This is a genomic window from Promicromonospora sp. NFX87, from assembly GCF_048564965.1.
Classification (GTDB): Bacteria; Actinomycetota; Actinomycetes; order Actinomycetales; family Cellulomonadaceae; genus Promicromonospora.
On the sequence record NZ_CP183413.1, the window covers coordinates 3,227,728 to 3,253,908 of the forward strand.

29 protein-coding genes are annotated in these 26,181 nt (G+C 66.7%); 14 read left to right on the forward strand and 15 right to left on the reverse strand.

Annotated elements, in window-relative coordinates; translation table 11 throughout:
* Genes ACNYC2_RS14495 through ACNYC2_RS14520 form a run of 6 tightly spaced genes read right to left on the reverse strand, consistent with a single transcriptional unit; the run spans position 1 to position 4,656 of the window.
* Positions 1-315 carry a CHY zinc finger protein gene (locus ACNYC2_RS14495; protein ID WP_419707702.1) on the reverse strand — a complete coding sequence of 105 codons (315 nt, stop codon included), beginning with the start codon at positions 313-315 and terminating at the stop codon, positions 1-3.
* Positions 312-908, reverse strand: coding sequence for an energy-coupling factor transporter transmembrane component T family protein (locus tag ACNYC2_RS14500; protein WP_419707703.1), 597 nt, complete (start codon positions 906-908; stop codon positions 312-314). The genes ACNYC2_RS14495 and ACNYC2_RS14500 overlap by 4 nt, the downstream gene beginning before the upstream one ends.
* Positions 902-1,588, reverse strand: coding sequence for an energy-coupling factor ABC transporter ATP-binding protein (locus ACNYC2_RS14505; protein WP_419707704.1), 687 nt, complete (start codon positions 1,586-1,588; stop codon positions 902-904). The genes ACNYC2_RS14500 and ACNYC2_RS14505 overlap by 7 nt, the downstream gene beginning before the upstream one ends.
* Positions 1,585-2,754, reverse strand: a complete 1,170-nt coding sequence (locus tag ACNYC2_RS14510; protein WP_419707705.1) for a thiolase family protein — start codon at positions 2,752-2,754, stop codon at positions 1,585-1,587. The genes ACNYC2_RS14505 and ACNYC2_RS14510 overlap by 4 nt, the downstream gene beginning before the upstream one ends.
* Positions 2,744-3,952, reverse strand: a complete 1,209-nt coding sequence (locus tag ACNYC2_RS14515) for an AMP-binding protein (RefSeq protein WP_419707706.1) — start codon at positions 3,950-3,952, stop codon at positions 2,744-2,746. Before ACNYC2_RS14515 ends, ACNYC2_RS14510 begins: the two co-directional genes overlap by 11 nt.
* Complete coding sequence (locus ACNYC2_RS14520; RefSeq protein ID WP_419707707.1) at positions 3,949-4,656, reverse strand: biotin transporter BioY; 708 nt, start codon at positions 4,654-4,656, stop codon at positions 3,949-3,951. Before ACNYC2_RS14520 ends, ACNYC2_RS14515 begins: the two co-directional genes overlap by 4 nt.
* Positions 4,657-4,665: 9 nt before the next feature.
* Between ACNYC2_RS14520 and ACNYC2_RS14525 the strand changes: the two genes are divergently transcribed.
* Positions 4,666-5,313, forward strand: a complete 648-nt coding sequence (locus ACNYC2_RS14525; RefSeq protein WP_419707708.1) for a TetR family transcriptional regulator — start codon at positions 4,666-4,668, stop codon at positions 5,311-5,313.
* Here the strand turns inward: ACNYC2_RS14525 and ACNYC2_RS14530 are convergent.
* Positions 5,255-5,908 (reverse strand): DedA family protein, encoded by a 654-nt coding sequence (locus ACNYC2_RS14530; protein ID WP_419707709.1) that lies wholly within the window; start codon positions 5,906-5,908, stop codon positions 5,255-5,257. The two genes, ACNYC2_RS14525 and ACNYC2_RS14530, sit on opposite strands and share 59 nt — an antisense overlap.
* Before the next feature lie 128 nt (positions 5,909-6,036).
* On the opposite strand from ACNYC2_RS14530, the gene ACNYC2_RS14535 reads away from it, so the two are divergent.
* The 4 genes from ACNYC2_RS14535 to ACNYC2_RS14550 all read left to right on the forward strand — a co-directional run bounded on the left by ACNYC2_RS14535 (position 6,037) and on the right by ACNYC2_RS14550 (position 8,819).
* Complete coding sequence (locus ACNYC2_RS14535) at positions 6,037-7,227, forward strand: sensor histidine kinase (RefSeq protein WP_419707710.1); 1,191 nt, start codon at positions 6,037-6,039, stop codon at positions 7,225-7,227.
* The gene (locus ACNYC2_RS14540) at positions 7,218-7,856 is read left to right on the forward strand and encodes a response regulator transcription factor (RefSeq protein WP_419707711.1); all 639 of its coding nucleotides are present in this window, start codon (positions 7,218-7,220) and stop codon (positions 7,854-7,856) included. The genes ACNYC2_RS14535 and ACNYC2_RS14540 overlap by 10 nt, the downstream gene beginning before the upstream one ends.
* A gap of 409 nt (positions 7,857-8,265) precedes the next feature.
* On the forward strand, positions 8,266-8,346 hold the full coding sequence (locus ACNYC2_RS14545; protein ID WP_419707835.1) for a hypothetical protein: 81 nt from the start codon (positions 8,266-8,268) through the stop codon (positions 8,344-8,346).
* Entirely contained in the window at positions 8,343-8,819 is a 477-nt protein-coding gene (locus ACNYC2_RS14550) for an epimerase (protein WP_419707712.1), read from the forward strand. Before ACNYC2_RS14545 ends, ACNYC2_RS14550 begins: the two co-directional genes overlap by 4 nt.
* 210 nt (positions 8,820-9,029) lie before the next feature.
* Here ACNYC2_RS14550 and ACNYC2_RS14555 read toward each other — a convergent pair whose 3' ends face one another.
* The 4 genes from ACNYC2_RS14555 to ACNYC2_RS14570 all read right to left on the reverse strand — a co-directional run bounded on the left by ACNYC2_RS14555 (position 9,030) and on the right by ACNYC2_RS14570 (position 14,990).
* On the reverse strand, positions 9,030-9,650 hold the full coding sequence (locus ACNYC2_RS14555; protein WP_419707713.1) for a hypothetical protein: 621 nt from the start codon (positions 9,648-9,650) through the stop codon (positions 9,030-9,032).
* 131 nt (positions 9,651-9,781) lie between these two features.
* The gene (locus ACNYC2_RS14560; RefSeq protein ID WP_419707714.1) at positions 9,782-10,927 is read right to left on the reverse strand and encodes a hypothetical protein; all 1,146 of its coding nucleotides are present in this window, start codon (positions 10,925-10,927) and stop codon (positions 9,782-9,784) included.
* Positions 10,924-13,284, reverse strand: a complete 2,361-nt coding sequence (locus tag ACNYC2_RS14565) for a sensor histidine kinase (protein WP_419707715.1) — start codon at positions 13,282-13,284, stop codon at positions 10,924-10,926. The genes ACNYC2_RS14560 and ACNYC2_RS14565 overlap by 4 nt, the downstream gene beginning before the upstream one ends.
* The gene (locus ACNYC2_RS14570) at positions 13,281-14,990 is read right to left on the reverse strand and encodes an Eco57I restriction-modification methylase domain-containing protein (protein WP_419707716.1); all 1,710 of its coding nucleotides are present in this window, start codon (positions 14,988-14,990) and stop codon (positions 13,281-13,283) included. Before ACNYC2_RS14570 ends, ACNYC2_RS14565 begins: the two co-directional genes overlap by 4 nt.
* Before the next feature lie 253 nt (positions 14,991-15,243).
* Between ACNYC2_RS14570 and ACNYC2_RS14575 the strand changes: the two genes are divergently transcribed.
* Both ACNYC2_RS14575 and ACNYC2_RS14580 read left to right on the forward strand, forming a co-directional pair.
* Complete coding sequence (locus ACNYC2_RS14575; protein ID WP_419707717.1) at positions 15,244-15,630, forward strand: HAD family hydrolase; 387 nt, start codon at positions 15,244-15,246, stop codon at positions 15,628-15,630.
* A 188-nt stretch (positions 15,631-15,818) separates the two neighbouring features.
* Entirely contained in the window at positions 15,819-16,640 is an 822-nt protein-coding gene (locus ACNYC2_RS14580) for an alpha/beta hydrolase (RefSeq protein ID WP_419707718.1), read from the forward strand.
* On the opposite strand, the gene ACNYC2_RS14585 is transcribed toward ACNYC2_RS14580, so the two are convergent.
* Complete coding sequence (locus ACNYC2_RS14585; protein WP_419707719.1) at positions 16,624-17,943, reverse strand: hypothetical protein; 1,320 nt, start codon at positions 17,941-17,943, stop codon at positions 16,624-16,626. The two genes, ACNYC2_RS14580 and ACNYC2_RS14585, sit on opposite strands and share 17 nt — an antisense overlap.
* A 189-nt stretch (positions 17,944-18,132) precedes the next feature.
* Between ACNYC2_RS14585 and ACNYC2_RS14590 the strand changes: the two genes are divergently transcribed.
* From ACNYC2_RS14590 to ACNYC2_RS14615, 6 genes are all read left to right on the forward strand, one after another.
* Positions 18,133-18,984, forward strand: a complete 852-nt coding sequence (locus tag ACNYC2_RS14590) for an HAD family hydrolase (RefSeq protein ID WP_419707720.1) — start codon at positions 18,133-18,135, stop codon at positions 18,982-18,984.
* A 118-nt stretch (positions 18,985-19,102) separates the two neighbouring features.
* Positions 19,103-20,152, forward strand: coding sequence for a protein-L-isoaspartate O-methyltransferase family protein (locus tag ACNYC2_RS14595; protein ID WP_419707721.1), 1,050 nt, complete (start codon positions 19,103-19,105; stop codon positions 20,150-20,152).
* Positions 20,153-20,395: 243 nt separating this feature from the next.
* On the forward strand, positions 20,396-21,070 hold the full coding sequence (locus ACNYC2_RS14600) for a GNAT family N-acetyltransferase (protein WP_419707722.1): 675 nt from the start codon (positions 20,396-20,398) through the stop codon (positions 21,068-21,070).
* Positions 21,071-21,420: 350 nt separating this feature from the next.
* Entirely contained in the window at positions 21,421-22,662 is a 1,242-nt protein-coding gene (locus ACNYC2_RS14605; RefSeq protein WP_419707723.1) for a hypothetical protein, read from the forward strand.
* A 4-nt stretch (positions 22,663-22,666) separates the two neighbouring features.
* Positions 22,667-23,371, forward strand: a complete 705-nt coding sequence (locus ACNYC2_RS14610; protein ID WP_419707724.1) for a DUF6998 domain-containing protein — start codon at positions 22,667-22,669, stop codon at positions 23,369-23,371.
* 118 nt (positions 23,372-23,489) lie between these two features.
* A complete protein-coding gene (locus ACNYC2_RS14615) occupies positions 23,490-23,789 on the forward strand; it encodes a hypothetical protein (RefSeq protein ID WP_419707725.1) in 300 nt (99 codons plus the stop codon).
* 71 nt (positions 23,790-23,860) lie between these two features.
* Here the strand turns inward: ACNYC2_RS14615 and ACNYC2_RS14620 are convergent, their stop codons facing one another.
* From ACNYC2_RS14620 to ACNYC2_RS14630, 3 genes are all read right to left on the reverse strand, one after another.
* Positions 23,861-24,148, reverse strand: a complete 288-nt coding sequence (locus tag ACNYC2_RS14620) for a DUF1330 domain-containing protein (protein WP_419707726.1) — start codon at positions 24,146-24,148, stop codon at positions 23,861-23,863.
* A 98-nt stretch (positions 24,149-24,246) separates the two neighbouring features.
* A complete protein-coding gene (locus ACNYC2_RS14625; RefSeq protein ID WP_419707727.1) occupies positions 24,247-24,765 on the reverse strand; it encodes an N-acetyltransferase family protein in 519 nt (172 codons plus the stop codon).
* Between the two features lie 95 nt (positions 24,766-24,860).
* Entirely contained in the window at positions 24,861-25,199 is a 339-nt protein-coding gene (locus tag ACNYC2_RS14630) for a nucleotide pyrophosphohydrolase (RefSeq protein WP_419707728.1), read from the reverse strand.
* A gap of 74 nt (positions 25,200-25,273) precedes the next feature.
* On the opposite strand from ACNYC2_RS14630, the gene ACNYC2_RS14635 reads away from it, so the two are divergent.
* Positions 25,274-26,170: a hypothetical protein gene (locus ACNYC2_RS14635; protein WP_419707729.1), complete on the forward strand. Its 897-nt coding sequence runs from the start codon at positions 25,274-25,276 to the stop codon at positions 26,168-26,170.
* Positions 26,171-26,181 lie beyond the last annotated feature (11 nt).

Genomic DNA, 26,181 nt, shown 5'->3' on the forward strand with positions numbered 1-26,181 from the left:
CTATCCGAAGTAGATTGAATGATGACGGGCGCAGCCGGGGTTGAACGGGGCCGCGCAGGCCGGGCAGCTCCCGGCGCCCACGTACTGGGTGACGGTCAGCTCCGTCCAGCACGCCCCGCAGAGCACCGCCCGCTCGTCGTCCGCACCCGAAGGCCACGGCCGCGACGGGTGGTCGGCGGTCTGGTCGTGGCACAGGTGGCACGGGTAGTACCGGCCACAGCACGCGAACCGGATGGCGATGATGTCGAGCGGCGTCCGGTAGTGGATGCACCTGGTCTGCTCGTCGACCGTGGGGCCGAGCACCACGGGCCTCATCGCACGCCCCGGGCAGCGAGGGCGTCGCCGAGCTCGTCCGCGTGCTTGAGCGCCATGACGAGGAACGGCATCGCGAAGTGCCGAAGGCTCCGTCCGCCGCCGCGGGCGCGCTGCGCCTCGCGGACGTCCCGGGCCAGGCCGGCGAGCACGGGCAGCGTGCTCAGCGTCACGGACAGCGTCAGCGCCGCGCGCCGCGGGTCGATCCGCAGCCACGCGAGCGGCTGCATCGCCCGCTCGATGACCTCCAGCAGTTCGGTCGCCGGGGTGGTCAGGGCGAGCAGCGCGGCGAGCGCACAGGCGACGGCGACCCGCGTGGTGTTCGCCGCCGCGCTCTCCGGACCGAGGAAGACGAGCTGGCCGACGAGGGTCAGGCCGATCACCCAGCGGATCGCGACGAGCTGCCGGCCGAGCTCGCGCAGCCCCGCGCCCGGCACCGCATAGCACGCGAGGCAGACGGCGACCATGACCCCGGCGGCCCACCACGTCACCGGCAGCAGGCAGACGCCGAGCACTATCAGCAGGAGCAGGGCGGTCTTCGGAGCGGCCCGGAGGCGGTGCCACGGGCCGTTGCCGGGGCGGTAGAGGGTCACCATCTGATGCCTGCCTCGTACGTGGCGATCACCTGGCCGGGTGCCCCGACCTCGGCCACCCTCCCGTCCTGGATCAGCACCGCGGTGTCGCAGCGTTCCGCGAGCCCGAGGTCGTGCGTGACCAGCACCAGGCGGTGGGACGCGTCCGCGAGCAGGTGGTCGGCGACCCGGCGGGCGTTGCGCGCGTCCAGGTAGGCGGTGGGCTCATCGGCGACCACCAGGTCCGGACGCCGGACGAACGCGCCGCAGAGGGCGAGCAGCTGCTTCTGGCCCCCGGACAGGTCGTGCGAGGACCGTTCGGCGAGCTCGGCCAGGCCGAACTCCTCGAGCGCGGCGGTGACCCGTTCTGCCTTCTCGGCGCGCGGCAGCTTCTCGGTGCGCAGCGAGAACGCGACGTCCTCCGCCACCGTGGGCATGATGATCTGCGCGTCCGGGTTGCTGAAGATCACCGCGACGCGGCGGCGCAGCTCGGCGGCCTGGCGCACCGGATCCAGCCCGAGGACGCGCACCGTGCCGGCGGTGGCGGGGACCAGGCCGCTGAGCAGGCGCCCGAGGGTCGACTTGCCCGAACCGTTCTCGCCGATGACGGCGATCGTCCGCGCGTCCAGCGACAGCGTGACGTCGCGCAGCACCTCGGTGTCGCCCAGGCGCACGCCCGCGCCCTTGAGCTCGATACCGCTCACCGGATCACCTCGAAGACCGCCGCGACACCCAGCCCGCCGCCCACCGACGCCGCCGCGACGCCGAGGGTCCCGGCGGGGGCGCCCCGCGTCCCGGCAGGGGCGCCCGGCGTCCCGGCAGGGGCGCCCGCGCGGACGAGTCGCCCGAACAGGCGCACCACGCTGATCGCGCCGCTCGCGCCCCACGGATGGCCCAGCGCCAGGGCTCCGCCGTCGGCGCACACGCGCGGGTCGTCGTCGTCGAGGCCGAGGCGGCCGAGCACGGCCAGGGACTGGGCAGCGAACGCCTCGACGATCTCGAACGCCGCGACGTCGCCGAGGCTGGCGTTTGCGGAGTCGAGGGCCGCGCGCACCGCCGGCGCGGCACCGATTCCGGGCAGCGCGGGGTCGCATCCGACCACCGCATGGCCTCGCAGCAGAAGGCCCGGCGCCTGGCCCGCGAGTCTGCGAGGCACAACGGCGACCACCGCGGCCCCGTCGCTGATCCGCGTAGCCGTCCCGGCGGTGAGGGTGCCGCCCTCGAAAAGCACGGGCAGCCGGGACAGCAGCGGCTCGGCGACGCCGATGGAGTCGTCGGCGGTCAGTCCCGCGAGCGGGACGAGCTCTTCCGCGAAGCTTCCGGCATCTCGCGCGGCGCGTGCCCGCTGGTGGCTGCGGGCGGCGTGGGCGTCCTGCCGTTCCCGGCTGATGCCGTCGGCCGTGGCCAGATCCTCGGCGGCGCGCACCATGTCCGGGTCCGGCCAGCCCTGCGGGGCGAACGGGGCGCGTTCGTAGGGCACGCCGTCGAGCGAGCGGACCGGTGCCGTCGACGGGCTCTCGACGCCGCCCGCGATCCGCGGCCGGTCGTCCCCCGCACGGATCGCGGTCGCGGCGTCGAGCACCGCGGCGAGGCCGCTGCCGCACTGCCGGTCCACAGTCGCGCCGGGAACCTCGACGCCTAGGCCGGCCGCCAGCGCGGAGACGCGGGCCGGGTTGCCGCCGGGGCCCATGCAGTTGCCGAGCACGACGTCGGCGACGGTGAGCCGGCGTCCGACCGCGGCCTCCGCGTCGGCGAGCGCGGCGCGCAGGACGGGCGCGGCGAGCTGCTCGACGTTCAGGGCCGCGAGCGCCCGCCCGCGGGTGCCGATCGGCGTCCGGCGGGCCGCGATGACTACCGCTTCATCCGGCAACCCTGGTCACCTCCCCGGCGAGCGCTCGGCGGACGATCTCGGCGCGTGCGGGCTTGCCCGACGCGTTGCGCGGCAGCTCGCCGGTGAACCAGATCCGGGGCCGGTGTGCCGGGCCCAGCCGGGACGACGTGCTGCCGCGCAGCGTGCCGGCGGTGATCTCGGGAGAACCGGGCGTCGGTTCGACCATCGCGGCGACGAGCGACCCGACGTTTCCTGCGGGAAGTCCGAAGACGACGGCGTCCGCGACAGCGGGAAGCCGGCGGAGCTCGGCCTCGACCTCCTCGGGGATCACGGTCGCCGAGGCAGTGATGATGGCGCCGTCGGCGCGGCCGCGGAGGCGGAGCGTGCGGGCCTGGGCGCCGTCCGCGTTCGCGTTCCCTGGATCGGTCACGGAGTCGAGCCCGGAATCGAGCCCGGAATCGAGCTCGGCCAGATCACCGACCGTCGCCCAGTCCCCGTCGCGCCGCAGCGGCCCGCCGGCCCCGAGGTACCCGAGGGCCACGTACGGCGACCGCACCCACAGCTCGCCGTCGCGCACGTCGATGTCCACGCCGGGGAAGGGGCGCAGGCCGGTGCCGTCGTCGACCGCGACGAACGAGAGCTCCGCCGCGCCGTAGTAGGCGATGACCCGGATGCCCCGGGCTTCGGCGTCCGCCCGCAGGTTCTCGTCCAGGTGGGAGCCGCCGACGAGCGCCGTCCGCACGCGCGGGAGCCCTCCGCCGTCGAGCAGGGCGCGCAGCGCCTGGGGCGTGCCGTGGAACGAGGTGGCCTCGGCGAAGCTGTCGCCGTCCCCCTCGCCCTGCCCCGGGAACACCGGACGCGGGCCGCCACCCAGCGCGTGCGCCAGGGAGAACAGCGTGAGCGAGGACGACGGCGGCGCGGGCAGGGCGACCACCCGTTCGCCGTCCGGCACGGCGTCGTCGTAGAGGAGCGCCGAGACAGCCGGGAACGACTCCGCCCAGGACGCGGCGGTGCGCAGCACGATGCGCGGCGTGCCGCTGCTCCCGGAGGTGAGCGTCGCCCAGGCGGCGTCGGCGTGCGGCCGTGCGTCCCGCACGAGGGCGCGTACGGCCTCCCGCTCCGCCTCGGGCCGGCGGACGTCGTCGACGAGCGGGATATCCCCGGCCGCGCGCACCGCACGCAGGCGGTCGACCAGCCCGTGCGTGGCGCCGTCCAGCACGACTATGCGGGGGTTCATGGGGCCGGCGGTGTCCGGTCGTCGGCTCCCCGGCTCTCGGTTTCCCGGGTTTCCAAGCTCTCGACCGACCGCCAGTTCCGCCGGAACGCGCGCGGATACGCGCGCAGAAGCGTGGAGACGGTGACCGTAGCCAGCACGGCCTTCACCAGGTCGCCGGGGACGAACACGAGGCTCGCCACCGCCGTCTGCGGGAGCGACAGCCGGGTCACCAAACTCTGGACGGGCAGGCCAAAGGCGTAGATCACGAGGATGCCGCCGACGACCATCGCGAGCGCCGTCCGCCAGACAGTCGGCTTGCGGGCGGACGAGTGCACGATCAGGCCGACGACGAACGCCCCCGCGATCCAGCCGATCAGGTAGCCCGCGGACGGTCCGACGAAGACGCTGATGCCGCCGCGTCCGCCGGCCAGCAACGGGAGCCCGGCCGCGGTGAGCGTGAGCAGCGCGACGACCGCGAGCGCCCCGAGACGCGGCCCGAGGATCGCGCCGGCGAGCATGACGCCGAAGGTCTGTGCGGTGATCGGCACGCCGCCGAAGACGCTGAAGCTGCCCGGCAGGCCGAGGGCCGCGATGAGGGCGGCGAAGACCGCGACGCGGGCGAGGTCGCTCGCCTCGAACGCTCTGCGCGGTGTTCCGTGGTCGTCTCGCACTTGAGTCCTCGCTTCATCCTGAACGGTGTTCACCTGAACGGCGTTCTGCACCATACTGTGGCGATGAGCGGATCACCAAGACACAGCCGTGACGACGTGTCGGACATGGCCCTCCGCCTCCTGGACGAGTACGGGCTGCCCGACCTGACGATGCGGAACATCGCCACGGCGCTCGAGGTGCGGGCGAGTGCGCTGTACTGGCACTTCCCGAACAAGCAGGCGCTGCTGGCCTCGGTCAGCGCGCGGATCCTCGGGCCGATGGCGGACGTGCGCGTCGAGGACATGACGGTGTCCGAGGCCGTCCGCGGGCTGGGCGCGCGGCTGCGGGAATGCCTGCTCGCCTACCGCGACGCCGCAGAGCTGGTGTCGAGCTCGCTGGCGCTCGGGCTGGTCGACTCGCCGGTCCGCCCGCAGCTGCTGGCGGTCACGCGCCGTGACGGCGTGCCGGACTCGCTGTCGCGAGTCGCCGCGGAGGCCGTGATGCACTTCGTCGTCGGGTACACGTTCCACGAGCAGCAGCGGCTGAGCGCCGACTCGTTCGGGCTGCTGCCCGCGGCCGAGTCACTGGACCCGGAGACCGCGAGCGAGCAGCCCGCCCAGAGCGGGGACTTCGAGGAGGCCCTGCGGATGATCGCCGAGGGCCTGGAGACGCTCAGCGCTTCCGCACGTGCCGGGGCGAGTCCTGGTCCTGGCGACCGCGCAGCGTCTTGACGAGCCACCACACGACCGCCGCCACCACCACGACGATGACGACCTTCTGGAACACGCCGACGCTCTCCTCGACGATGTGCCACTGGTCCCCCAGCAGGTAGCCCGCGCCGACGAGCAGGGTGTTCCACACGCCGGAGCCGAGCGTCGTGAAGGCGAGGAACCGCCAGATCGACATGCGCTCCACGCCCGCGGGGATGGAGATCAGGCTGCGCACGATGGGGATGAGCCGGCCGATGAGCACCGCCTTGTCGCCGTGCCGGGTGAACCAGGCCTCGGCCTTGTCGACGTCCTCCAGCGATACGAGCGGCATACGGTCGACGATGGCGCGCAGGCGGTCGCGGCCCAGCCACGCGCCCAGGCTGTACAGGAGGACGGCGCCGACCACGGAGCCCGCCGTCGTCCAGATGAGCACGTGCCACAGGACGAGGGTGCCCTGCGCGGCGGTGAAGCCTGCCAGCGGCAGGATCACCTCGCTCGGCAGGGGCGGGAACAGGTTCTCGAGGGCGATTGCTACGCCAGCGCCCGGTGCGCCGAGGGTCTCCATGAGCCCGACGGCCCAGTCGGCGACGGTCGTGGCGAAGCTTTGTGTCGTCATGCCCCTACGCTATTTGACTGCGAGGGGGTCGGTTGACTGCGGTTCCCCGTCGGGTCGTGCGGGTATGCCGCAGGTGGGGTGTGGTTTTCCGCAGTTCGCTCGTCCTGCGGCGTATCTATTCTGGCGAGGTGGACCCCGCCCTCGCCATCTTGCGCAGCTCCGCTGCCCGCATGCTGTGGGGCGCGGCCCTCGGCGCGGTGACCTGGCCTGTCGACCTGGTCTTTTCCGTGGCTTCGCTGCTGCGCGGGCCGACGCCGTTCGGGCCGGTTCGGTCGCTGGTCGCCTGGCACCGCCGTCGTACCGTGCGTTTTCTCGGGTGGGCGGACGACGGGGTTGTGCTCACTTCTCCGCGGGCTGCTCGGTATCTCGCTGCGCGGGCTGTTGTCGGTTTCGTGGGCACGCTGGTGCTCGGGCTGCTGGCGTACGGGATGTTCGCGGTGGTCGCGGGGCTGGCGTCGTGGATGTTCGACGTGCGGCTCACCGTCGACGAGGCGTTCCAGGGCGACGGGCTGTCGACGGCCGGCCTGCTCGGGATGATCCCGGTCGGCGCGATCCTGCTGTACCTGGATTTGATGGGGCTCATCGGGGTGGCACTGCTGGACCGGTCGGCGGCTGCAAGGTGGCTGGCGCCGAGCCGGAGCGAGCGGCTGGCGGCGCAGGTGGAGTCGCTGACGGTGAGCCGGGCTGATCTGCTCGCCGCGCTGGACGCGGAGCGGGGGCGGATCGAGCGGGATCTGCACGACGGGGTGCAGCAGCGGGCCGTGGCGCTGGGGTTGCTGGTGAATCGGGCGCGACGGGCTGTTGGTGCTTCGTCTGGTTCTCTCTTGTTGGAGCAGGCTGCGCGGGAGGCGGAGCTGCTGGTGACGGACCTGCGGGATGTCGCGTGGCGGGTGCGGCCGACGACTTTGGATACACATGGGTTGGCGCCGGTGCTGGCGGAGCTGGTGTCGCGTGCTGAGCCGCCGACGGTGCTGGAGTGGGAATCTCCTGAGCGCCTGCCGGCGGATGTGGAGACGGCGATCTACTACGTGGTGTCGGAGGCTCTGACGAACGTGGCCAAACACTCGGGTGCCACGAAGGCAAAGGTGCGCATCCACGTCGGTCGAGCTGCCGCGTCCGTTGGTCGAGCTCGTCGAGACCCCGATACCGACAACGTCCGTGTCACCATCACCGACAACGGCACAGGCGGCGCCCTCCCCCACCCCGGCCACGGCCTGGCCGGCCTCACCAGCCGAGTAGCCACGGCCGGCGGCACCCTCACCGTAGACAGCCCACCAGGCGGCCCGACCAAGATCGAGGTAACCCTCCCGTGCGAGTGATGCTGGCCGAGGACTCCGCCCTGCTCCGCGAAGGCATCCGTAGCCTCCTGACGGACGAGGGGCACGACGTCGTCGCGGCGTACGGCTCCGCTGAAGGGTTGATGCAGCGGCTGGAGGCCGAGCGCCCCGACGTCGTAGTGCTGGATGTGCGCATGCCGCCCACTCACACCGACGAGGGCGTCCGCGCGGCGGTACAGATCCGGACGCGCTGGCCGGAGGTGGGGATCCTCGTGCTGTCGCAGTACGTCGAGCGGGAGTTCACGCAGGTGCTGCTCGGGGACGACGCCCGCGCCGTCGGGTACCTGCTCAAGGACCGGGTGATGGGCGTCGACGACTTTCTCGACGCGCTGGACCGGGTGCAGGCCGGCGGGCTGGTGCTGGATCCGGACGTCGTGCGGCAGATGTTCCGGGACACGTCGCATCCGCTCGGGATGCTGACCGAACGGGAGCGGGAGGTGCTGGGGCTGATGGCCGAGGGGCGGACTAATGCGGGGATCGCTGCGGCACTGTACGTGTCGACGTCGGCGGTGGAGAAGCATTCGAACGCGATCTTCGACAAGCTCGGGCTGTTGGCCGAGGACGGGTACAACCGGCGGGTGCAGGCGATCTTGCGGTATCTGGAGTCGTGACGCCCTGGGATCGAATAAGGGCCTGGACCGTCGATCCCGACGGTCCAGGCCATTCGCTTTATGCGTTCACCACAGGCCGCCGCCCTTGCGGCGCTTGCTGTTGCTGCTCCCCCACAGCCTCTTGAACAGGCTCTTGCTGCGGCCCTTTGTCGTGCTTCCCCACGCGCCTCGCTTCAAGCTCTTCGCGCGAGACTTCCTACCCCATAGACCAGCCATCAGCGACCTCCTCGCGTACGAACAGGCTTCAAGGCTATGTATACGTGCTGGCCACGTGAATCACACGCCGCACGGTTGACATCATCCCCACGGTGCATCCCGGGACGCAGACTGCGGGCGGGTGGCTTTGCATCGGGACATGGCGCATTCATAGGGTGATCCGGTGCGCATCTTCCTCGCCGGGGCAACCGGTGTGATCGGGTCCCGACTACTGCCGCTGCTCGTTGCCGCCGGCCATGACGTCACAGGGACGACGCGCTCGCCGAGCGCGTGAGCACGATCGAAAACGCCGGCGGCACTCCGGTCGTCGTGGACGTCTACGACGTCGAGGCGCTCACCGCCGCCGTCGTCCAATCCCGGCCTGAATTAGTGATGCATCAGCTCACGGATCTACCCGACGATGTCGCGGACATCCCGGCGCGGGCTGCCGGGAACTCGCGGATACGGACCGAGGGGACGGCCAATCTGCTCGCGGCGACATTGGCGACAGGTAGCGCGCGGATGCTGGGGCAGTCGATCGCCTGGACGCCGCTCGGGCGGGCTGACGCCGTCGCGTGGCACGAGGCTGCCGTGCTGGATGCAGGTGGGGTCGTGGTTCGTTACGGGCAGTTCTACGGTCCTGGGACGCACTACGAGACGGAGCCGCCTGCGCACCCGCGGATCCACGTGAGCGATGCCGCTCAGCGGACGGTTTTGTTGGTGGTGGCGGCTCCCGGGGTTGTTGTGCTTGCCGATCCGGAGAGCTGACCTAGCTGCCCGTCACGTCAGGCAGTAGGCCGCACCGGAAGCGGCTGCGAACGAGATGAAGCCGTCGCCCTTGCCGGAGGCGAGCAGCATGGTGGGGCGCTGACTGTCGTCACACCCCAAACAGCCAGCGGCCCGACCTCCGCCTATGCAATCTCGCATCACGCCCCACAAGGCATAGCACATCGACTCCAGGTAAATCGCCTCTCCGCGTCAGACCAGGTCCAATTCGCTGGTTATGTGTTCGCCTGGGAAGATGTCGCGGCGGCTAAGAGTCATTAACTCACCAAAGATTGTCCGCCGAGATACCACCTTCTGAGCCTTCACCAAGTGTCGAACGACTTCGACGAATGTGCTGCTCGTGACCTGGTGCTTCCGTGCAAGTTGATGAGCGTCGCTGTCGTTCGTGACCACCTCGACCGACTGGGTCGCAGCCCAGTACACCGACTCCGCTTCACCGTCGTTAGCGCTGGGATGCAGGTGCTGCCCGGGCCTCAGCTTTGCCACAGCGCGTGCGGTGAGATCAGCTTTGATCGATGCGAGGAGCTGCGGTGCGGGAGCCGGAACCGGCGGCGCCGACTCGAGCAGCGGCTTGTAGCGGCTACGTACAACGCGGGCGGCGTGGTGAATCCGCCGCTTCGGGTGCGGACCTACAGGCGGTAGGACCAGCGCCGCGTTCCGATGGACTTCGCCGACTACAGCAGCTGCCACCCGCGAATTGAGGAGCAGGTCCGCATCGAAGAGGTCGGCAAGCACACCTGACCCGCCGAGGCAGAACAGCGGTCCTGAGTCGAGATAATGGTCCCCGATCCGGGGGCGCATCGGCGCAGTCACTCGCGAAGTCCTTTCATCGAAGGTCCAAAATGGAATTGTCGACAACGCCTGGGCAGGGATCAGCTACCGCCCGATAACCGACCGAGATACAGCATGCGCCGACATCAGCGAGGTGCGGGCGCCAAGCGTGGCTACTCACGCGCCTCGCCATATCGGTCGTCAATCACGATGAGGGCAGCAAGCGCTGGCTCCGAGCCGATCGCGTCGGAGGCAAGCCACGGATCATCGGCATAAGTCGGCCAGTCGTCCGGCTGGAGTCGAACCGCGTCGGTGATTTCCAGCGGCTCGACGATCACCTTGTAGTCTGCGTCGATCTGAAACACCGGATGCCGAAGCTCTAGTACGCCCAGATCCGACCCGTGGAGGAGGATCACGGCGCGGGCGATATCATCAGCCGTCCTTCCGGTCGCGCTCTCAAGCGCAAGCTTCTTTACAGCGGTGATACCGGCGCGCCACCAACGTCGGCCAGCGAAGGAAGCAAGTTGCCCCGAATAAACCGTTCCCTTCAAAAGTTCTGCAATGGGACCAGTTCCACCCATGAGCTCATCCAGGGCGTGCGGCTCGAGGCCCAGGTAACTTGCGGCTCGGAGATCGTCGACAAGGAACGTCGGGAACGGCAGAACCCTCTGCATGAACCACGCCAACCATCGTCGCCCCGCAGACGTCGCAGCGAGGACCGACCATGGAGGTCGGCAGAGTTCGATCTGCGCAACCGCCTCGTCACGCCATGGCCGCTCCCCCAGATCAAGCCATTCAAGTTGCAACGAGGGATCGGCAGGGTTAGACCAGTCACTAGGCAATTCCGCGGCAGCGGTCGCCAGCGACGCGAAAGCCTCAGCCGAGCCTGTCGCCCTGTCCGCCTTTTCCGCTACCCATTCCAGGTCATGGCGACTTGCGATTGCGATCGGTCGAATGAAGGCCGGGGTACCCGCTGCAAGTACGCCGAGATGCCCAGTCCGAAGCACCAGAGCGGTGTTCTTCGGAGTCGGTGAAATCTCATGGCTTGGTCCCCGCCCCTCAAGAGCGGCTCGCAGTACACCAGCAAGAGCAACTCCATCCCGAACGAACAGACCGAGGTGGCCGCTCACCGCCTCGCGCGCAGACCAGTTCTCGATGAACTCATCGATGAGAACCAAGCTCGCCCGTTCAAGGTCTGTGGCAGTGAGGTCATCGGGGAGCACATGCTTCGCGTCAACATCGTGCTGGCTAAGGAGGAGCGCGAAGGCTTCCTGTGTAGGATCATCGTCCACGATCAGAACGAAGGGCTTGCCCGTCATTTCGTTGTTCCCTTCCTTGGAAGTACCACCTTGATGGCGGTACCTGGCCCATGAGTTGGCGAGACAAACCGAACGTCACCGCGATAGTCGTCCGTCAATGCTCTGACAATCGGAAGACCGAGTCCTAGACCCTGACCGAGGACATCGTCGACCGTAGTGGTCGTGCTCTCGAATGGGAGAAACCATCGCTCTGCCTCGTTGAGGTCCACCACCGTTCCATCGTTGCTAACAATGATTTCGACGGCACCACCAAGGTCTGCGCCGTCAATCCAAATGTTTCCGCCTTCAGCGGCATTCTTCACAGCATTGGTGAGAATGTTGGTAAGCATGACCGTCAGTTCCGCTGGGAACATCGGGTCAGTACGCAGATTCGATGCTAAATTAACGTGGACTGAGACATCTCTTGAGGCCAGTCGACCTGCAAGGAACCGGAGTACCGAGTCCACTCGCTCCTGAACCTTGATCTGAGATCGCCGGCGCCTCGGATCCGCACTGAGCACATCGGTCAGATAGGAACTCTGTCGCGCAAGCGTGTGCGCCAACTCGTCGGCCGTCCGCAGCACCACCCGCAAAGTGTTCCGATGCTTGGGATCCGCAACGCTGTCAAGCAGCCCCCTCAGTAATTCTCGGACCGTCGTGCTCGCTGCGAGCATGCCATTGATATCGTGCACAAATGCACCAAGTTGGAGCCCGACCCCTGCGAGGATCCGAAGCTCGGGCTGAAAGCTTTGGACCGCTTGAAGCGCAACCCGCGCCGCTTGGAAACCGTCGACTAACTGGCTAACCGGCGACTCGTCGCCACTCGAGACCTGGCCATCCTCCGCGCTGGCAGCGAACGCAGCCGCAGCCGCAGCCGCAGCCGCGATCTTGCGCTCGTCCTCCGCAGTGCTACCGTGTGGTGCCAACACCTCGAACGGGGTCCGGCCCGCAGGATCGAAGGTCGGTGGCTTGGTGGGTTCGTCGCTAGAACCCTTAGAGACGGGCTCAACTCGCGTTGTTGAGACAACAGCAACAGCATCGAGACGTTCGCGCTGATTAAAAATCGACCGACGCGCACGGACGCTTAGGCGCACGCCGTCCTGAACAATCTGGCGGATTGCCTTGAAAGTTCGTCCGGGAACGAACCCCTCGCGGTTGACAAGGCTTTCCAGCCCAGGAGCTCCCGCCGTGGTAAGAAACACCGCTCCGAAATATGCGTTGCTGGGGAGAGCGCTCAGCCCTTCCCGCCTGTCGACGTCCAGCTCATCGCTCGCCGAACCGTCAAAGTCGATCGTGTAGTAGCGCGGACCGGACCGGTACTCGCGGTCGATCTCAAGCCAATCGTCGCCATATTCGGCGTACGGCAACACACGGAAACCTTCAAGATAGACGCGAATGCCACTTGTTGACCGAACGAATCCCTTGAGCGGACCACGCCGAGTGCTAGCACCCGCCATAACATAGAAGCGCACCTGAAAACGCAACCCCAGGTCAGCCTGGGCTTCGAACGAGTATGTGCGAGCGAGGGGCTCCGTTCGCATGTACGTGACTGTCGGCGAAACTCGGTAGCGTGTGCGCCCATCGGAAACGTCGATTTCAACGCACCATTGAAACTCCTCCGCCGCCTTCAGCCACAAGTCGTCGCCAGGTGCTAACTCCCCTGCAAGTTCCAACTCAAATCCGGGATCAATGCTCCCGGTGCCGCGGACAATTGGTGAGCCAATAAGCGTAGGACCGCTGATTGCAAGAGTGGCTGGATCCGCACCGATAAGCATGGAAGGCGGCTGTGCCGACTGAAGCTCGTCGATGAACTTGCCAATTTCGGCTGCTGACCAGATCCTCTTAAGTGACCGCATCGAAAGAACGGTGCCTGGAACGGCTCCCTGCGTTACTGGAACGTCGACAACAGAAAGCCCATCCTTTAGATCGTGGAGATCCTCCTGCTGATCGATAACCTCCCATTCGATGCGGGCCTCAACCCCCGGCCCCTCTCCCCCGGGCACCGCGGAGTCTGGGACACTCCGCACCTCCAACACCTCCGCCAACTTCTGACTAGCAAGACGTCCAATACCCTTCTGACCGGTGTACGCGCGACGGTACTTCGCTGAAACACGCTCGCCGCCCTCCTTGTCGCGGCCCGCGATTCGCAGGAAGGCAGAGCGGAATCTATCAGCGGTCATCCCGTTGCCGTTGTCCTCAACGGTTAGCACAGCCTCGCCCGGCTCGGACAGATCCTGGGCGTCGATCCGAACGATCGTCGCGTCGGCATCATAGCCATTCTTGACAAGTTCAAGGATCGCCGTGCTGTCACGTCCGACTAGAAGGTCACCAAGTTCGCGTAAAAGATGCGTGTCAACGACAAAGCCGTATTGACTCACTTTGACCTCTTTCCGATGGCAAGAGTTCCCGCGAATCCTCGATCAGAACCAACAGCGACCGGCTCCAAGCAGGATATCTCAATCTCGGCAATGGCCTTTGGGCTGAGACGATGCAGACCGTTCGCTTCGACCGAAGAACTTGCTTTGAGAGCGGCCTGTCCCTGATCACTGCGAAGCCAGTCAACGAGAGCCGCCTTGGTCGCTCCATCAACCGTGGCCGCCCAATAGAGACCGAACAGGTTGTTGGTTATCGCCAGCTTTTCCGTGTTCGGGAACACGTGAAAGACGTCCCGGGCAAGTGCTGAGATGATCACTTCAGGTATCTTCACCTCGGCCGAGAGGTCATACCAACGAGCCCGTTTCGCGCAAAGATGTTGTTCGTGGATGCCTGCAGTCTCGGCCTCATCAATCCATGCCTGAACGCATGGGTCAGCATCTCGCTCGTACCCACCGAGAACGAGAAGTTCGGAAACCTCCAGTAGGGGCACTGTCCCCGCACCTGGACGCAGTCTTCGCGCAAGTGCCCGCCGGAAGGTTGCCGGTATCCCCATGCGGTCCCAGTCGGATGCCGGCTTTACGAAGAAGCCGTTTGCTCCAGAGGCCGTGCCACGTGTCACTCGGGCGAACTCACCCAGCCGGACCACATTCGAGTCCAGAGAAGGCGCTGCAGGATGCGTTCGCCCCGGCGCAGGAAACACTGCTTGGCCATCAGAGCGGCTGACAGTCAACTGCTCCGAGCCCGACCAGTCCGAGACTTCGATCGGCTGCGGGCACAATGCCTCCGGTCCAATCTCAACGAGCACGGCGTCAACGATAGCTCGGTCGAAGCGCCACGAGTCCGCGAGTCGGAGCGATACACGCCGGTGACCTGCTGCTCGCAGGTGAGATCTCAAGTTCTTCCCATAATCAGCTCGCATCCAACCTGCCGGGATGATCATCGCCAGCGAATCCTCGCGTCGAAGTTTTGCTAGCGTCATCGCGAGAAACAACGTCGAGAGGTTCGCCCGCGCACCGACCAGCCCCTTAGTTGCCTCAAGCAGGGTGACACGAGCCTCGCCGTCGAGCAGTTGCCACCGAGTGTAAGGCGGATTGCCGAGGTAGAGCGTTGGTCGCGTAAGAGTGTTCGAGTCCAGCCAGAGCCTGTAGTCCGCTAGTTCAAGCCGCACGTTCCATTCCGGACGACCGGCAGCAGCGACGGCCTGAAGGCCGAGTGTGAGCGGGTTGATATCGATCGCGTGAATGCCAGCGTTCGGCCACGCGGCACGAGCGATCTCCGAGAAAATGCCAACACCCGCACCAACGTCTACAACCTCTGCGGGCGCATCGTGGCGGCTCGCATAGCTGTCCACAATCGCTTTCGCGGAGCTGCGTGGAGTAAAGAAGGTACCAAGTGGACGGCGATTTGCAGGCTTGACGACGACTGCATACAGATGGGCGAGCTTGTCCACCGCGTCGTCCTTGACGAGCCGGTCAAACGACGAGACAGCTGCGGCCGACGGCTCGATCGGGGCATCTGCGGTAAGCGCTGCGACCAGGTCTGCGGGCGCATCGTCCGCCAGTCGACCGCGGAGCAGCGCGGCGAGACGCGCAAGTTGCCTGAGTTCCGAATCGCTGACGCCGACGATCGGCCTGAGCGCAGGCGAATCTGGGGTTACGTCGCGAACCCACGCTAGGACCTCCAACAGCGCCGCTTCGGCGTCAGCCATACTCAACTCTCCACCACGAGACCCATGACGTGTCGCGTGACCCGCCGAAACTGTTCGTGCAGGGTATCGCGGGGCGACGGCCATCACAGCCCCGTCGATATAGGTCACGTTAAAACCAGTGATCCAAGTAGCCCTCTCACTCGCCCCGGCGTTCTCGTCGGGGTCGAGGAACTCGTCAAGGACTGGAAGTTGAACCGCCCGCTCGACCCGAGCCTGCCAACGGCAATCAGATGCAGGCCACCGTGGTGTATCTGTGCACGGGGCCCGCCTGCCGGATCTCGCTGTCTGCACCTGGGATCCGAGTGCACCCGGAAGCACTGCAGGCGACGGGAATGACGGTCACGACCGCGGGCCGGACTGGCTGGACGTGACTGGCTCGGACATCTCGAAGGCCACGACGCTCGAGCGACTTCGAACCAAGCTCGAAGTTCCGATCGAGCACACCGTCGCGATCAGCGACGGTACCAACGACATCGAAGCCCTACCCTGGGCCGGCCGAGGTGTAGCGACGGGTCCCACTGCCGAGGGAGGCTGTGCGCGAAGCGGCCGACGAGATCAGCGGCACGATCGACGAGGACGGCGCCGCGACGGTACCGGCGTCTCTGCTCCCGCCAGGCAACCGACCAAGCGGTCAGCCTGACAGGACATCCACGCAGGCCACCGCCGCTGCCGTTCTTATCGGGCGCGTTCGACTTGGTCGTCGACCTCCGGAGGCTGGACGAGCCGCGCGCACGTGCATGACGAAGGGTGACCGATCCGTCGGATTGCTAACGCCCTGCCCGCAGATCTGCCACGATGGCCGGATTACCCGTCGACCTGGGAGGGCACATGCCGTCAGAGTCCACGATCACGTTCCGCTCGCTCGACGGTCTGGACCTGGTTGGTGACCTGACCATCCCCGACTCGCCCACGGACCTCGGCGTCGTGCAGGTCCACGGCGGCGGAGTCACCCGGCACGAGGCAGGATTCTTCGACCGCAAAGCCGCCGGCCTCGCAGCGGCCGGTATCACAGCGCTCCGATTCGATCTGCGGGGCCATGGCGAGTCAGGTGGCAAGCAGGAAGACCTCACCTTGGCCGGCGTCCTGAATGACATCCAGGTCGCACTTGAGGAGCTCCGTGCCCGGACCGGCGTCACCCGCACGTCCTTGGTCGGACAGAGCTTCGGCGGCGGAATCTGCGCCTACTACACGGCCAAGCGGCCCGATGAAGTGGAACGCCTCGTGCTCCTGTGCCCCCAACTCAACTACAAGAAGCGCACCATCGACTCCCGCGCGTACTGGGCCGGAGGCCACCTGTCATCCGACAAGGCCAGGGTGCTGACAGAACAGGGATATATCCAGCACTCCCCCACCTTCCGGCACGGCCGCGCGATCTACAACGAGGTGTTCTGGCTCCAGCCCCAGACCGTCCTGCACGAGATCCAGGCACCCACGCTCATCGTGCACGGCACCGCCGACACTCTGGTGCCGATCGACACTTCCCTGGCCGCGATGGACGTGCTCAACGACCGGTCACGGCTCGAGAAGATCGACGGTGCCCAGCACGGCTTCGCCGTCGACGGCGACCCGACCTACGCCGACCCCCAGTCCCAGGCCTGGCAGGCACACGTCATCCAACAGGTCGCCGAATGGATCACGGCCGAGAACTGACGGCAGCCTCAAGGTCCGCCACGACCGGGTTCCTGCTCCATCGCCGCAACGCGGTGAGCGTGTCACGCACGATGGCTCCGGTCCGGGCCGAGCCGATCTCCCGAGCCTCTGCGAGCGCTTTGATCGCCTGAACGGCCGACGGTTCGGGCTCCCCGGCCCGAGCGAGCGCTGAGGAGCGGCGTGCACCAAAGAACCCCATATCCCGGCGGGACAGCTCTCCGCTGGCCAGTGCACTCGCATACAGAGCAGCGGCACGCTCGGGCTCGCCGGCCTCCGACCAAGCTGTCGCGACACGAAGATCCAGTGTCCGTTCTCGCCCTGCGGCCAGCGGGTACGCCTGATCAGTCACCGCATTGAGCTGCACCGACTGCCCCATCATGGCCTGCCCCTTGGCTGCCTGAACCAGCGCCTCGGCTCGCAACCATGGGTCGAGCTTCCATGGCCCGTCCAGCGCGGTGCGGGCGAGTAGAAGAACCCGGCGACCGTCGTAAGCGTCATAGGCCATCTGCGACTTACGGATGAGCAGGAAGCCCTGTGCTCCCCGGTCGCCCGCCGCCTGCGCCCATTCCATCGCCCGGTCGTACCAGACGCCAGCTCGCTTCGGATCGGCCAGATCCCGGTATAGCCATCCAGTGAACTCCGCAGCCTCCGCCGCGAGCGACAACAGCAGGACTCGCATCCGTTCGGGTGCCTCCTGCGCCATCGCCCAAACCGCCGACACAACTCCCAGCACGCCGGGCAACGCGGCGGCCGGGCCGTGGCGCCCGTCCATCGCCTTGAACGTCTCCAGCTGCGTACGCAGCATCGACACCACCTGTGCGTCGCAGTAGCGGGCCGGATCCGCGACCGCCGCCGTCACCCGAGCCGACCACTCATCATGCAGCGGCACCAACAACACCACGGGTGCTGCGGAGACCTGCGGCTCTCCGACCAGCAACAGTTCCGCGGCAGTCAGGTGCTCACGATCGGCGCCGTCCACCAGATCCGTGATCTGACAACGGAACGTGACGGCGAGCCCGGCGAGGTACTCCATCGGCGGCTTGACCCCGCCGAACGGCCACGACTCATACTCCGAGACCCTCGACTCGGTCAGCCGTGCCTCGGGGTTGGCCGCCAGGTATTCCTGAACCAACTTCCACTGCGCCCAGCCCAGTGCATGACGCCATGCCAGCCGCGGACGCGTTCTGAATCGGCGCACCAGCTCGACGGCGACCTGCGCCGTCGTGCACCCACGAGCGAAGAGCGACTCCCGAACTCGCTCGCGCTCCGCCTTCGCACTGCGTGCTGCGGCCATCGCGTCCACCACCCGTCCTCGCCCGCTTGAGGTCCCGCCCAGGCTACTGACACGAGCGCCGGCCGCTCGCTGTCTCATAGAAACTTCCAGGAACTGGAAGTTCACGGGACGTCGAACTTTCCACCCGGCGCGGGGTGCCCGGGCACGGTGTGGGGCGACGGTAAGGGCAACGCCTCTCAGCAACGACCAGGAGTCACCGTGACAACGCCGCCCCAGGCATCCACCCCCGCCGACCGCATGTCGACATCCGCTGCGGACTACTCACCCATGCTCATTGCGCTCGACATCGACGGCACGCTCACAGCCTCCGGGCGTGACATCCCAGAGGTCACGGTCCGCGCGGTGGCGGACACGATCGACGCCGGACACCACATAGTTCTTGCGACGGGACGCTCCCTGGTTGGCGTCGACCCGATCGTGCGCCGGCTCGGGCTGCGGGACGGCTGGGTCGTGGCCTCGAATGGCGCGGTCACCGCCCGGATCACCAGGCGGCACAGCCTGCTCCTGGAAGACGTCCGGACCTTCGATCCCGCGGCGGCAATACGACGGGCTTGGGCGGCGATGCCCGGCGCCATGGTCGCGGTCGAGGTCGTCGGATACGGGTGGCGCGTCAGTCACCGCTTCGCGCCAGGACTGCTCAACGGGCGGCAGCGGATCGTGCGTGAGCGGGACCTCTGGGGACAGCCCACCACCCGCGCGGTAGTCCAGGCCGAAGGCGTGACCGAGCTGCTCGAGGACATCCGATCCACCGGCGTCACTGCCACCCCGGCCGGTACCGACTGGATCGACATCACCGCCGTCGGGCTCTCCAAGGCGAGCGGCCTGGAACTCGTTCGAAGCGCACTGGGCATCGTCCCCGAAGCGACGGTCGCTGTCGGCGACGGTATGAATGACATCGAGCTTCTGACGTGGGCCGCACGCGGAGTTGCGATGGGACATGCACCCGAGCGGCTCAGGTCCATCGCGGACGAGGTCACCGGCACCATCGATGAGCGCGGCGTCGTCGACGTCCTCCGGTCGATCACGGCGCGGGACGTTGCCAGTCGCTAGATCCCTACACGTTCCACAAGTGGGTGGAAGCTGACGGCCTGCCCGTCGGCGAACCCGCGGCCACGTCCTCATTCCTCCGCACAATGACGATCCCCGCCCGGACTCCAAGGAGCCACCCATGACCGCCTCTGTCACCGACGCTGTCGCCGCTGTCGACTACGACCACTTCGTCACCGAGCCCGACGGGTCCACACTCCCCCAGTCCTCAAGCATCAGCTCGATCCAGCAGATGCTCGAAGCCCTCGATGTCCGACCCGGGCACCACGTCCTGGAGATCGGCACCGGGTCCGGCTACACAACCGGACTCCTCGCCAACCTCGTGGGTGCGGCTGGACTCGTGCGATCGGTCGAGGTATTCGCCGACCTCGTCCCCCGCGCCCAGACCCGCCTGGCAGCCGCGGGCGTCACCACGGCGACCGTGACCAACAACGACGGGTACGCGGGTGACCCGGCTAGGGCCCCGTACGACCGTGTCGTGGCCTGGGCCACGCCGCACCTCATCCCGTCCGCCTGGATCGACCAGATCGCGCAGGACGCAGTGATCGTGGCGCCGGTCAAGGTCGCCCGCCTCGCCCGGGCGCACGCGATCGTGACCATCACTGTCACGGGCGGCCGGCAGATGGCCGTTTCGGCACGGCCCGGTGGCTACATCGAGATGCACCCCGAGCCCGTCACGGTCTTCGGGCTGCCGCTGCGCTACGTCGATGCCGCCCACGTTCCCGATGGCGCCGAGCCGTGGTGGCTCAGCAGCCCGGCACTGCGCGAGGACCCCGACGCAGCACGACGGCTGCTCGAACTGCTCAGGTCCGCACCCGGCTCTTCGCCCGCACCGCTTGCTGAGACAGAGGACCTCGAAGATTTCACGGCCTGGCTCTACGCCACCGTTCCCGCTGAGCTCGCCACAGCCGGGCTCTCCGACCGCTTCGCCGCCATCGGCGCGGCCACCCAGACCGGTGCCGCGTTCCTCACCGACGACGAACTGGTCACCTCCGGCAGCCCCGACGCAGCCCGCGTCCTCACCGCATGGATCAACCAGTGGCGCGACGAGGGCCGACCGGGCTGGTCCACCGTGGCTGGAGTCGTCGTTCCGACCGCCGAGGGTTGGGGAATTCGGCTAACCCTCCAGCCCGCGAACTTGGGCGAAGGCGTTGAAGCGATGACGCAGTAAGACTTCGACCTGTCCTGGACCGGTAACTGACTGGCCTGTAGACCAAGACCCTGGCCACCTCGGTTCCCGAGGTACCACCCGTTGGTAGCCACTGACTCGTCACGTCGACCCTCGAATGATGGAGCGACAGCTGAAGGCAATAACAGCACTCACCAATCGGCCGGCCAGGCTCAAGTGGAGCGACCGCAACGCGCGCTGGGCTGCCTCTTGACCGGGCCGGCCAGGGCCGCTCTGAGCGCCGTCATGCCGACGTTCGGGCTTCGCGTCCATTGGGATGACCTGGAGCTTCGCCTGCCCGATGATACAGAGGTGCTCGCGCTCGCCGGCCTCGCAGCCGATGGCGTGCACGACCCCGAGGTCGCCCCGTTCTCCTGGTCATGGACACGCGAAGACGTCATGCGGCATGTGCTCGCGCATCAGTGGAAGAACCGTAGCCGGACCGCACCCGACGACTGGACGCTCTCACTTGCCGTGGTCTGGGACGGCGAGATCGTCGGGGAGCAACAGATCTCCGCGAAGAACTTCCAGGTCACCCGCTCGGGACTTACCGGATCCTGGCTCGGGCTTCGACACCACGGCCAAGGCATCGGCACCCAGATGCGGCTCATGGCGCTGCACCTGGCCTTCGAGGGGCTCGATGCCGCGGAGATGCTCAGCGAGGCGTACAACGACAATCCCGCTTCGAACGCCGTCTCCCGACGCGTTGGGTACGCGACAAACGGGGCGCGGGTCGTCGCCCGAGAAGACCACGCTGTCATCGAGAACAGCTACCGCATGACTCGAGAGTTATGGGACTCCCGCCCGAACGATCTCCGCGCCGAGATCACGCTCGAAGGTGTGCCGCCCGTCCGCCAGCTGTTCGGGATCGATCCGTCGAAGCACTCCTCGTCGTCGACGCACGACTCCCCCGGCGTCTAACTGGCTGGCGTGACCGTCGTCGTGGCGCCCTGTCCACTTACCGACGCTGCGCCGCGCCAGACACGATGGAGAGGAGACACCCACCACCTGCACCGGTTCTGAACCTTGGGTGGTGTTTCGATTCCTTTGTCGTAGTGGAGGCACTACGTCGTACGGCCCGCTGTCGTCGGGCAGGTTCACCCGCCCTGATCCGTAGGCAGCGCCCATTCAGCCGCTAGGTTCGAACAGGACTTGGCGTCCTGTTTGTCGATACAGATGAGCAGCGCCGCGCGCTTCCAATGGGGCCGAGCGACCCACCGAGTAGTCCAGGTTCATCGCAGACCACTACCTTCAAATCTCAGGAGCCAACGGTGGACCACGAGATTCAGCTGATCAGTGACGGCGATGGTCTAGCGCTCATCGGCGATCCGATGGCTGTCGAACGCTTCCTGGACTCTAACGGGCTGCCGTCGAAGGACCTCGGACTGCACCGGCTGCGGCCGGTCCTTGGCGCCGCGGCTGGGGCCGCGCAGGCAAGTTCCGAGATCGCAGCCAACTCCGGTCGCTGGCTCAAGCTAACTGAGGAGTCGGCTCGGCTTGTCACCGAACACGGGCTGAGGACGAGTTCGAAAACGGGACTCAGCTCAGGTGTACTGAAGGGGAACAGCGGCCAGATTAAGGGGTTCGTCGAATTCGCGAAGGGGCCCGGGTCTCTTCTGACCAACCCGGCAATCCTTGCTGGTGCCGCGGGGATCATGGCACAGCTCGCGATGCAACAGGCCATGGACGAGATCACCGACTACCTCGCAACGATCGACGAGAAAGTCGACGACGTGCTCCGCGCCCAGAAGGACGCCGTGTTGGCGGACATGATCGGCGTGAACCTCGTTATCGAAGAAGCCATGACCGTCCGAGAGCATGTGGGTCGGGTCTCCGAGGTCACCTGGTCAAAGGTCCAGGCCACACCGATGACGATCGCGCGAACTCAGGCGTATGTGTTGCGTCAACTTGACGCCCTCGCGGAGAAATTGGAGCACAAGGCCAACGTCGGCGATCTCGCCAAGACATCCAAGGAAGCCGAGTCCAAGGTTCTGGAGTGGCTCGCCGTTCTGGCTCGTTGTTTCCAGCTGCAGGATGCGATCGCCGTGCTCGAACTGGACCGCGTGCTAGATGCATCGCCGGATGAACTAGATCGGCATCGTCTCGCGCTGAGGGTCGCCCGCCGCAACCGTCTGGATCTCATCTCGCGGAGCACCAAGCATCTGATGGACCGAATCGAGGCGACGGCTGGCATTGCGAACGCGAAAGTGCTGCTGCACCCGACCGCGTCACGAGCTGTGGTGTATTCGAGCAGCCGCGTCGCGACCGCCGTCGTTGACTTCCATGGGCTGCTCGGGATCGAGGGCGATCGACAGGCGCTAGAGGCGAAGCGGTGGGTCGATGCAGCCACAGAGGTGAAGGACAAGGCGCTCGAGACCGGAGCTGAGGGCGTCGGCACAGCTAGGCGCCTCGGGAACGAAACCTTCGACAAGGCGCGGTCCGTGACGGGCAAGCTATCCAGTGGGATTGCCGAGCGAGCGCTCCGTCGGCGAGGGAACGACACGGAAGGCTAAGGGAATGGATGGGACCACGCCTACTGTCTCAGAGCTCGCGGTGGAGCTTGGTGTAACCGCGAAGACAATGCGGGGCTGGATGCGGCGGCAAGGCTGGCGGCATCCCGTGGAACTTGGCAGCCCCTGGACGCTCACCGCTGAGCAAGTCGAGCAGTTGCACATGCACTTCTCGAGGTCGACAGTGGCACCAGCATCCACGGACGATGACCCCGGATTCGGGGCCTTGACCGTCGGCGAGTTGCTGACCACCTACAGCCGGGTTCTGGCAGAGCTCCGTCTGCGCAACGTCGTCCGGACAAATAACGCGCCGATCGGAGACTTGGCCGAGTACTGCGCGGCCAGCGTGTACGACGGGCTCCTCGCTCCAAACTCAGAGAAGTCATACGACCTCATCGCGGCCGACGGATCGAAGATCCAGGTCAAAGTGCGGTTGATCCGAACTGGCACCAGTCCCGCCGCTGTCTTCTCACCGATTCGATCGTTCGAGTTCGACGCTTGCCTGTTCTTATTGATCGACAACGAGCGAAGCCTCGTTCTCGCCGCTCGCGAGTGGACGACCCACCAGGTACGCGAACACGGCCGGCACCGAACGCACACCAACGGAACCGTCGTGCGAGTGGCGCAGGTGCGGGCGGCCACGGCGATCGGTGTTGACCGCACCGGGGAGTTCGACGTCACATGGCAAGCCATGCTGGCACAGTGTCGGTAGCCGCTGGCCACGCCCCCTGCCGCCGGCAGGTAGCGGATCATGACCATGGAGCCGTACCTAGTACGGCAGTTCCACACGTTTGGGTTAGTGCACGCTACGAGGCCAGAAGGAGACGCTCGTGACCTTGGCTTTTGATGTGGAGCCGATCCCCGGCACGCTCCTGTTTCACCTGACTATCCGCGACGGCGACCAGGTGATCGGCGAGTACGAACGCACACGACTGAATGACATCGAGCGGAAGAAGGCAGAGGTCGTCTCAGCGGCCGACGACCTTGTGAAGTTCTTCCGCAACCAGGGGCAGTTCAAACTCAGATGGAACAGTATTGAGCGGGCCAAGGTTGTCAGGAACCTGTCCGGCAACAGAATCGACAAGATCTCCAGAGTGCACTGGCGCAAGCCGTCCTGGCAGAAGGGCTAACTACCAAATGCACCGAGACCTCCTCGTCGAGGTCCCGACGAGGAGGTCTCGGGAGGACCGCCCGACGGCTCTCAGGCGCCCTCTACGAGAACGACACGGAAGGTTGCTCCGTTGAAACGGTGCTTCGCCGCAACTTGGTAGGCAGGGCTGTCGTACCACGCACGCGCCTCGTCCATGGTGGGGAACTCAATCACCACGACCCCCTCCGGCTCAGGACCTTCAAGCACCTGCTGCGGACCGTACGCGGCGAGGATCTTCGCAGAATGCCCCTCGAACGTCTTGCCGACGTTCTCCAGATAGTTGTCCACCTCAGACTGGTCATGCGTGCTCTCTTTGAGGAACACAATGTAGGCACTCATGACGAGGCTCCTTCGAATGATTTTCTAGCGCAGCGAATGGGCGGGGACGGCTGGCCGATGGACCACTTCATTCCGTCGGCCACGAGCATAGTGCCCGGTCACGGAGGACTCGCGGCCTCATCGCGCGCCCGGACCATTCGGATCTCGGCGATCTCGAGATCATCGGTGAAACGGGCACCGTCTGGAACGAACCCGTGCTTCTCGTAGAACCGGCGTGCCCTCGGGTTGGCTTCAGCGACCCAAAGCTCCGCCAGCGAATCCGGCAAGAGCACCGCATTGAGCAGCAGCACCCCGATGCCAGTCCCGTGTTGCTCCGGCAGGACGTATAGCGACCACAACTCGTCAGGACGAACGGCTGGTATTCCACCCTTGCTGCGTGTCGATCCAGACTGCGCAAAGCCCACTACCCGCTCATCGACGACGGCCACGAGCGGGTGTCCTGGAGCCTCCCGCGAGAGCCTGTCACGCCAACGCTCCCGCCGTCGCGCGACAGTGTCCCGCTCCCAGTGCTCTGCGGGCAGGAGGCCGGAGTACGTCTGCACCCACGCGCTGTGGTGCGCCGCGGCGATCGCCTCAGCGTCGTCGAGGATCGCGGGCCGCACCCGTGGCTCAGTCATGCGCCCCACCATGGCATTCAGCCGTGACGGCGGCGATGTTATTCGTGAGCCGCAGCCGCTCGACGGTCTAGACGATGCCCGTCACAGAGGCGCAGTCAGATCACCGGTTGCCCGGGCGGAAATCGCTGGTCGTTCCTCGTGATCTTCGCGTGCGCCGCCTGGATCAGGTCCACCCCGCAGACGTCGGCCAGCTGGACTAGATAGAGGAAGACGTCAGCGAACTCTTCCTCGACACCGTTTCGAGTCTCGGGGTCCGCCAACTTCTCGTGGACCTGGTCGTCCGTCAGCCACTGCATCTCGGCGAGAAGCTCGCCCACCTCGCCCGCGAGCGCCATCGCGAGATTCTTGGGCTTGTGGAACTGGCCCCAGTCCCGGGCAACAGCGAAGTCGCGGAGCCGGGCGCGTACGGACTCGATCGTGGCGTCGTCGTTCATGCGCTCATGATGCCCCGGGCACCCACGCCTCGAACTCCCGTTCGCGCCCAACACTGCCTGACTACGCTCACCCCGTGCCCCTCCCCGACCCCGTCGCGCACCGCCTCATCCAGGCCCGCCACCTCCTGGCCGGCAACCCAGAACTAGCGATGGAGAACCAGGTCCGGGACCCAGCCACCGAGCCGCCCACAAACGTCCACCCCGACCACGCCGAAGTCCTCCAAGCCGCCAACGGCTTCGTCCTCGGCGCCGTCCGCCTCAACGAAGGCCCGCCACTCTCGGACTGGAACCCCTTCGCCAGGCTCGCCCCGGACCAGGACCCGCCACCGGGAACCTGGTACGTAGTCGGCAACGTGGCCGCCGTCGGCCTCCTCGTCCTCAACGAGGACGACAACTCCATCTGGCTAGTCGACGACACCCCAGGCGGCAGCTGGCAGGACGGCACCGCCTACCGCCGCCTCACCGACAACCTGGCCACGTTCCTCGAGGACTTCGTGTTCGGCCCCCGGTACAGAGAGCTCAGCGACACCATCGACGACGCCTGGGCAGCCGTCATCCCAAAGCTCGACGAACTACAACCCCTCGTCGAGTACGTCCGCTACGAGGCCACCGAGCCGAACCGCCGCATGACCTACCCCGGCGTCTTCGCGCTGGCCAACGGCCTAGCCCACGCCAAGCGGCTGACGCCGGAGGACCTGGCCTGGTGGCGCGCCCACAACGACCTCATGAACGACACCTACCCCGACCCCGCATCAACCAACCCGAGCGTCTACGACCGCGGCCAACACCCCGGCGCCCGCGCGTACTTCCGCGCCGACGCCCACGACCTGCTCCGGATCACTCGCGGCTACCTCCACCTGCTCGACCGGTACGACGTCGACTGGCGCGAGCTTCGCACCTACGACCCGGGGCACATCCTCTACGCCGATGACGTCCAGGTAGTCGCCGAACCCTGGCGCACCACCTGCTGACAGCGCACGCA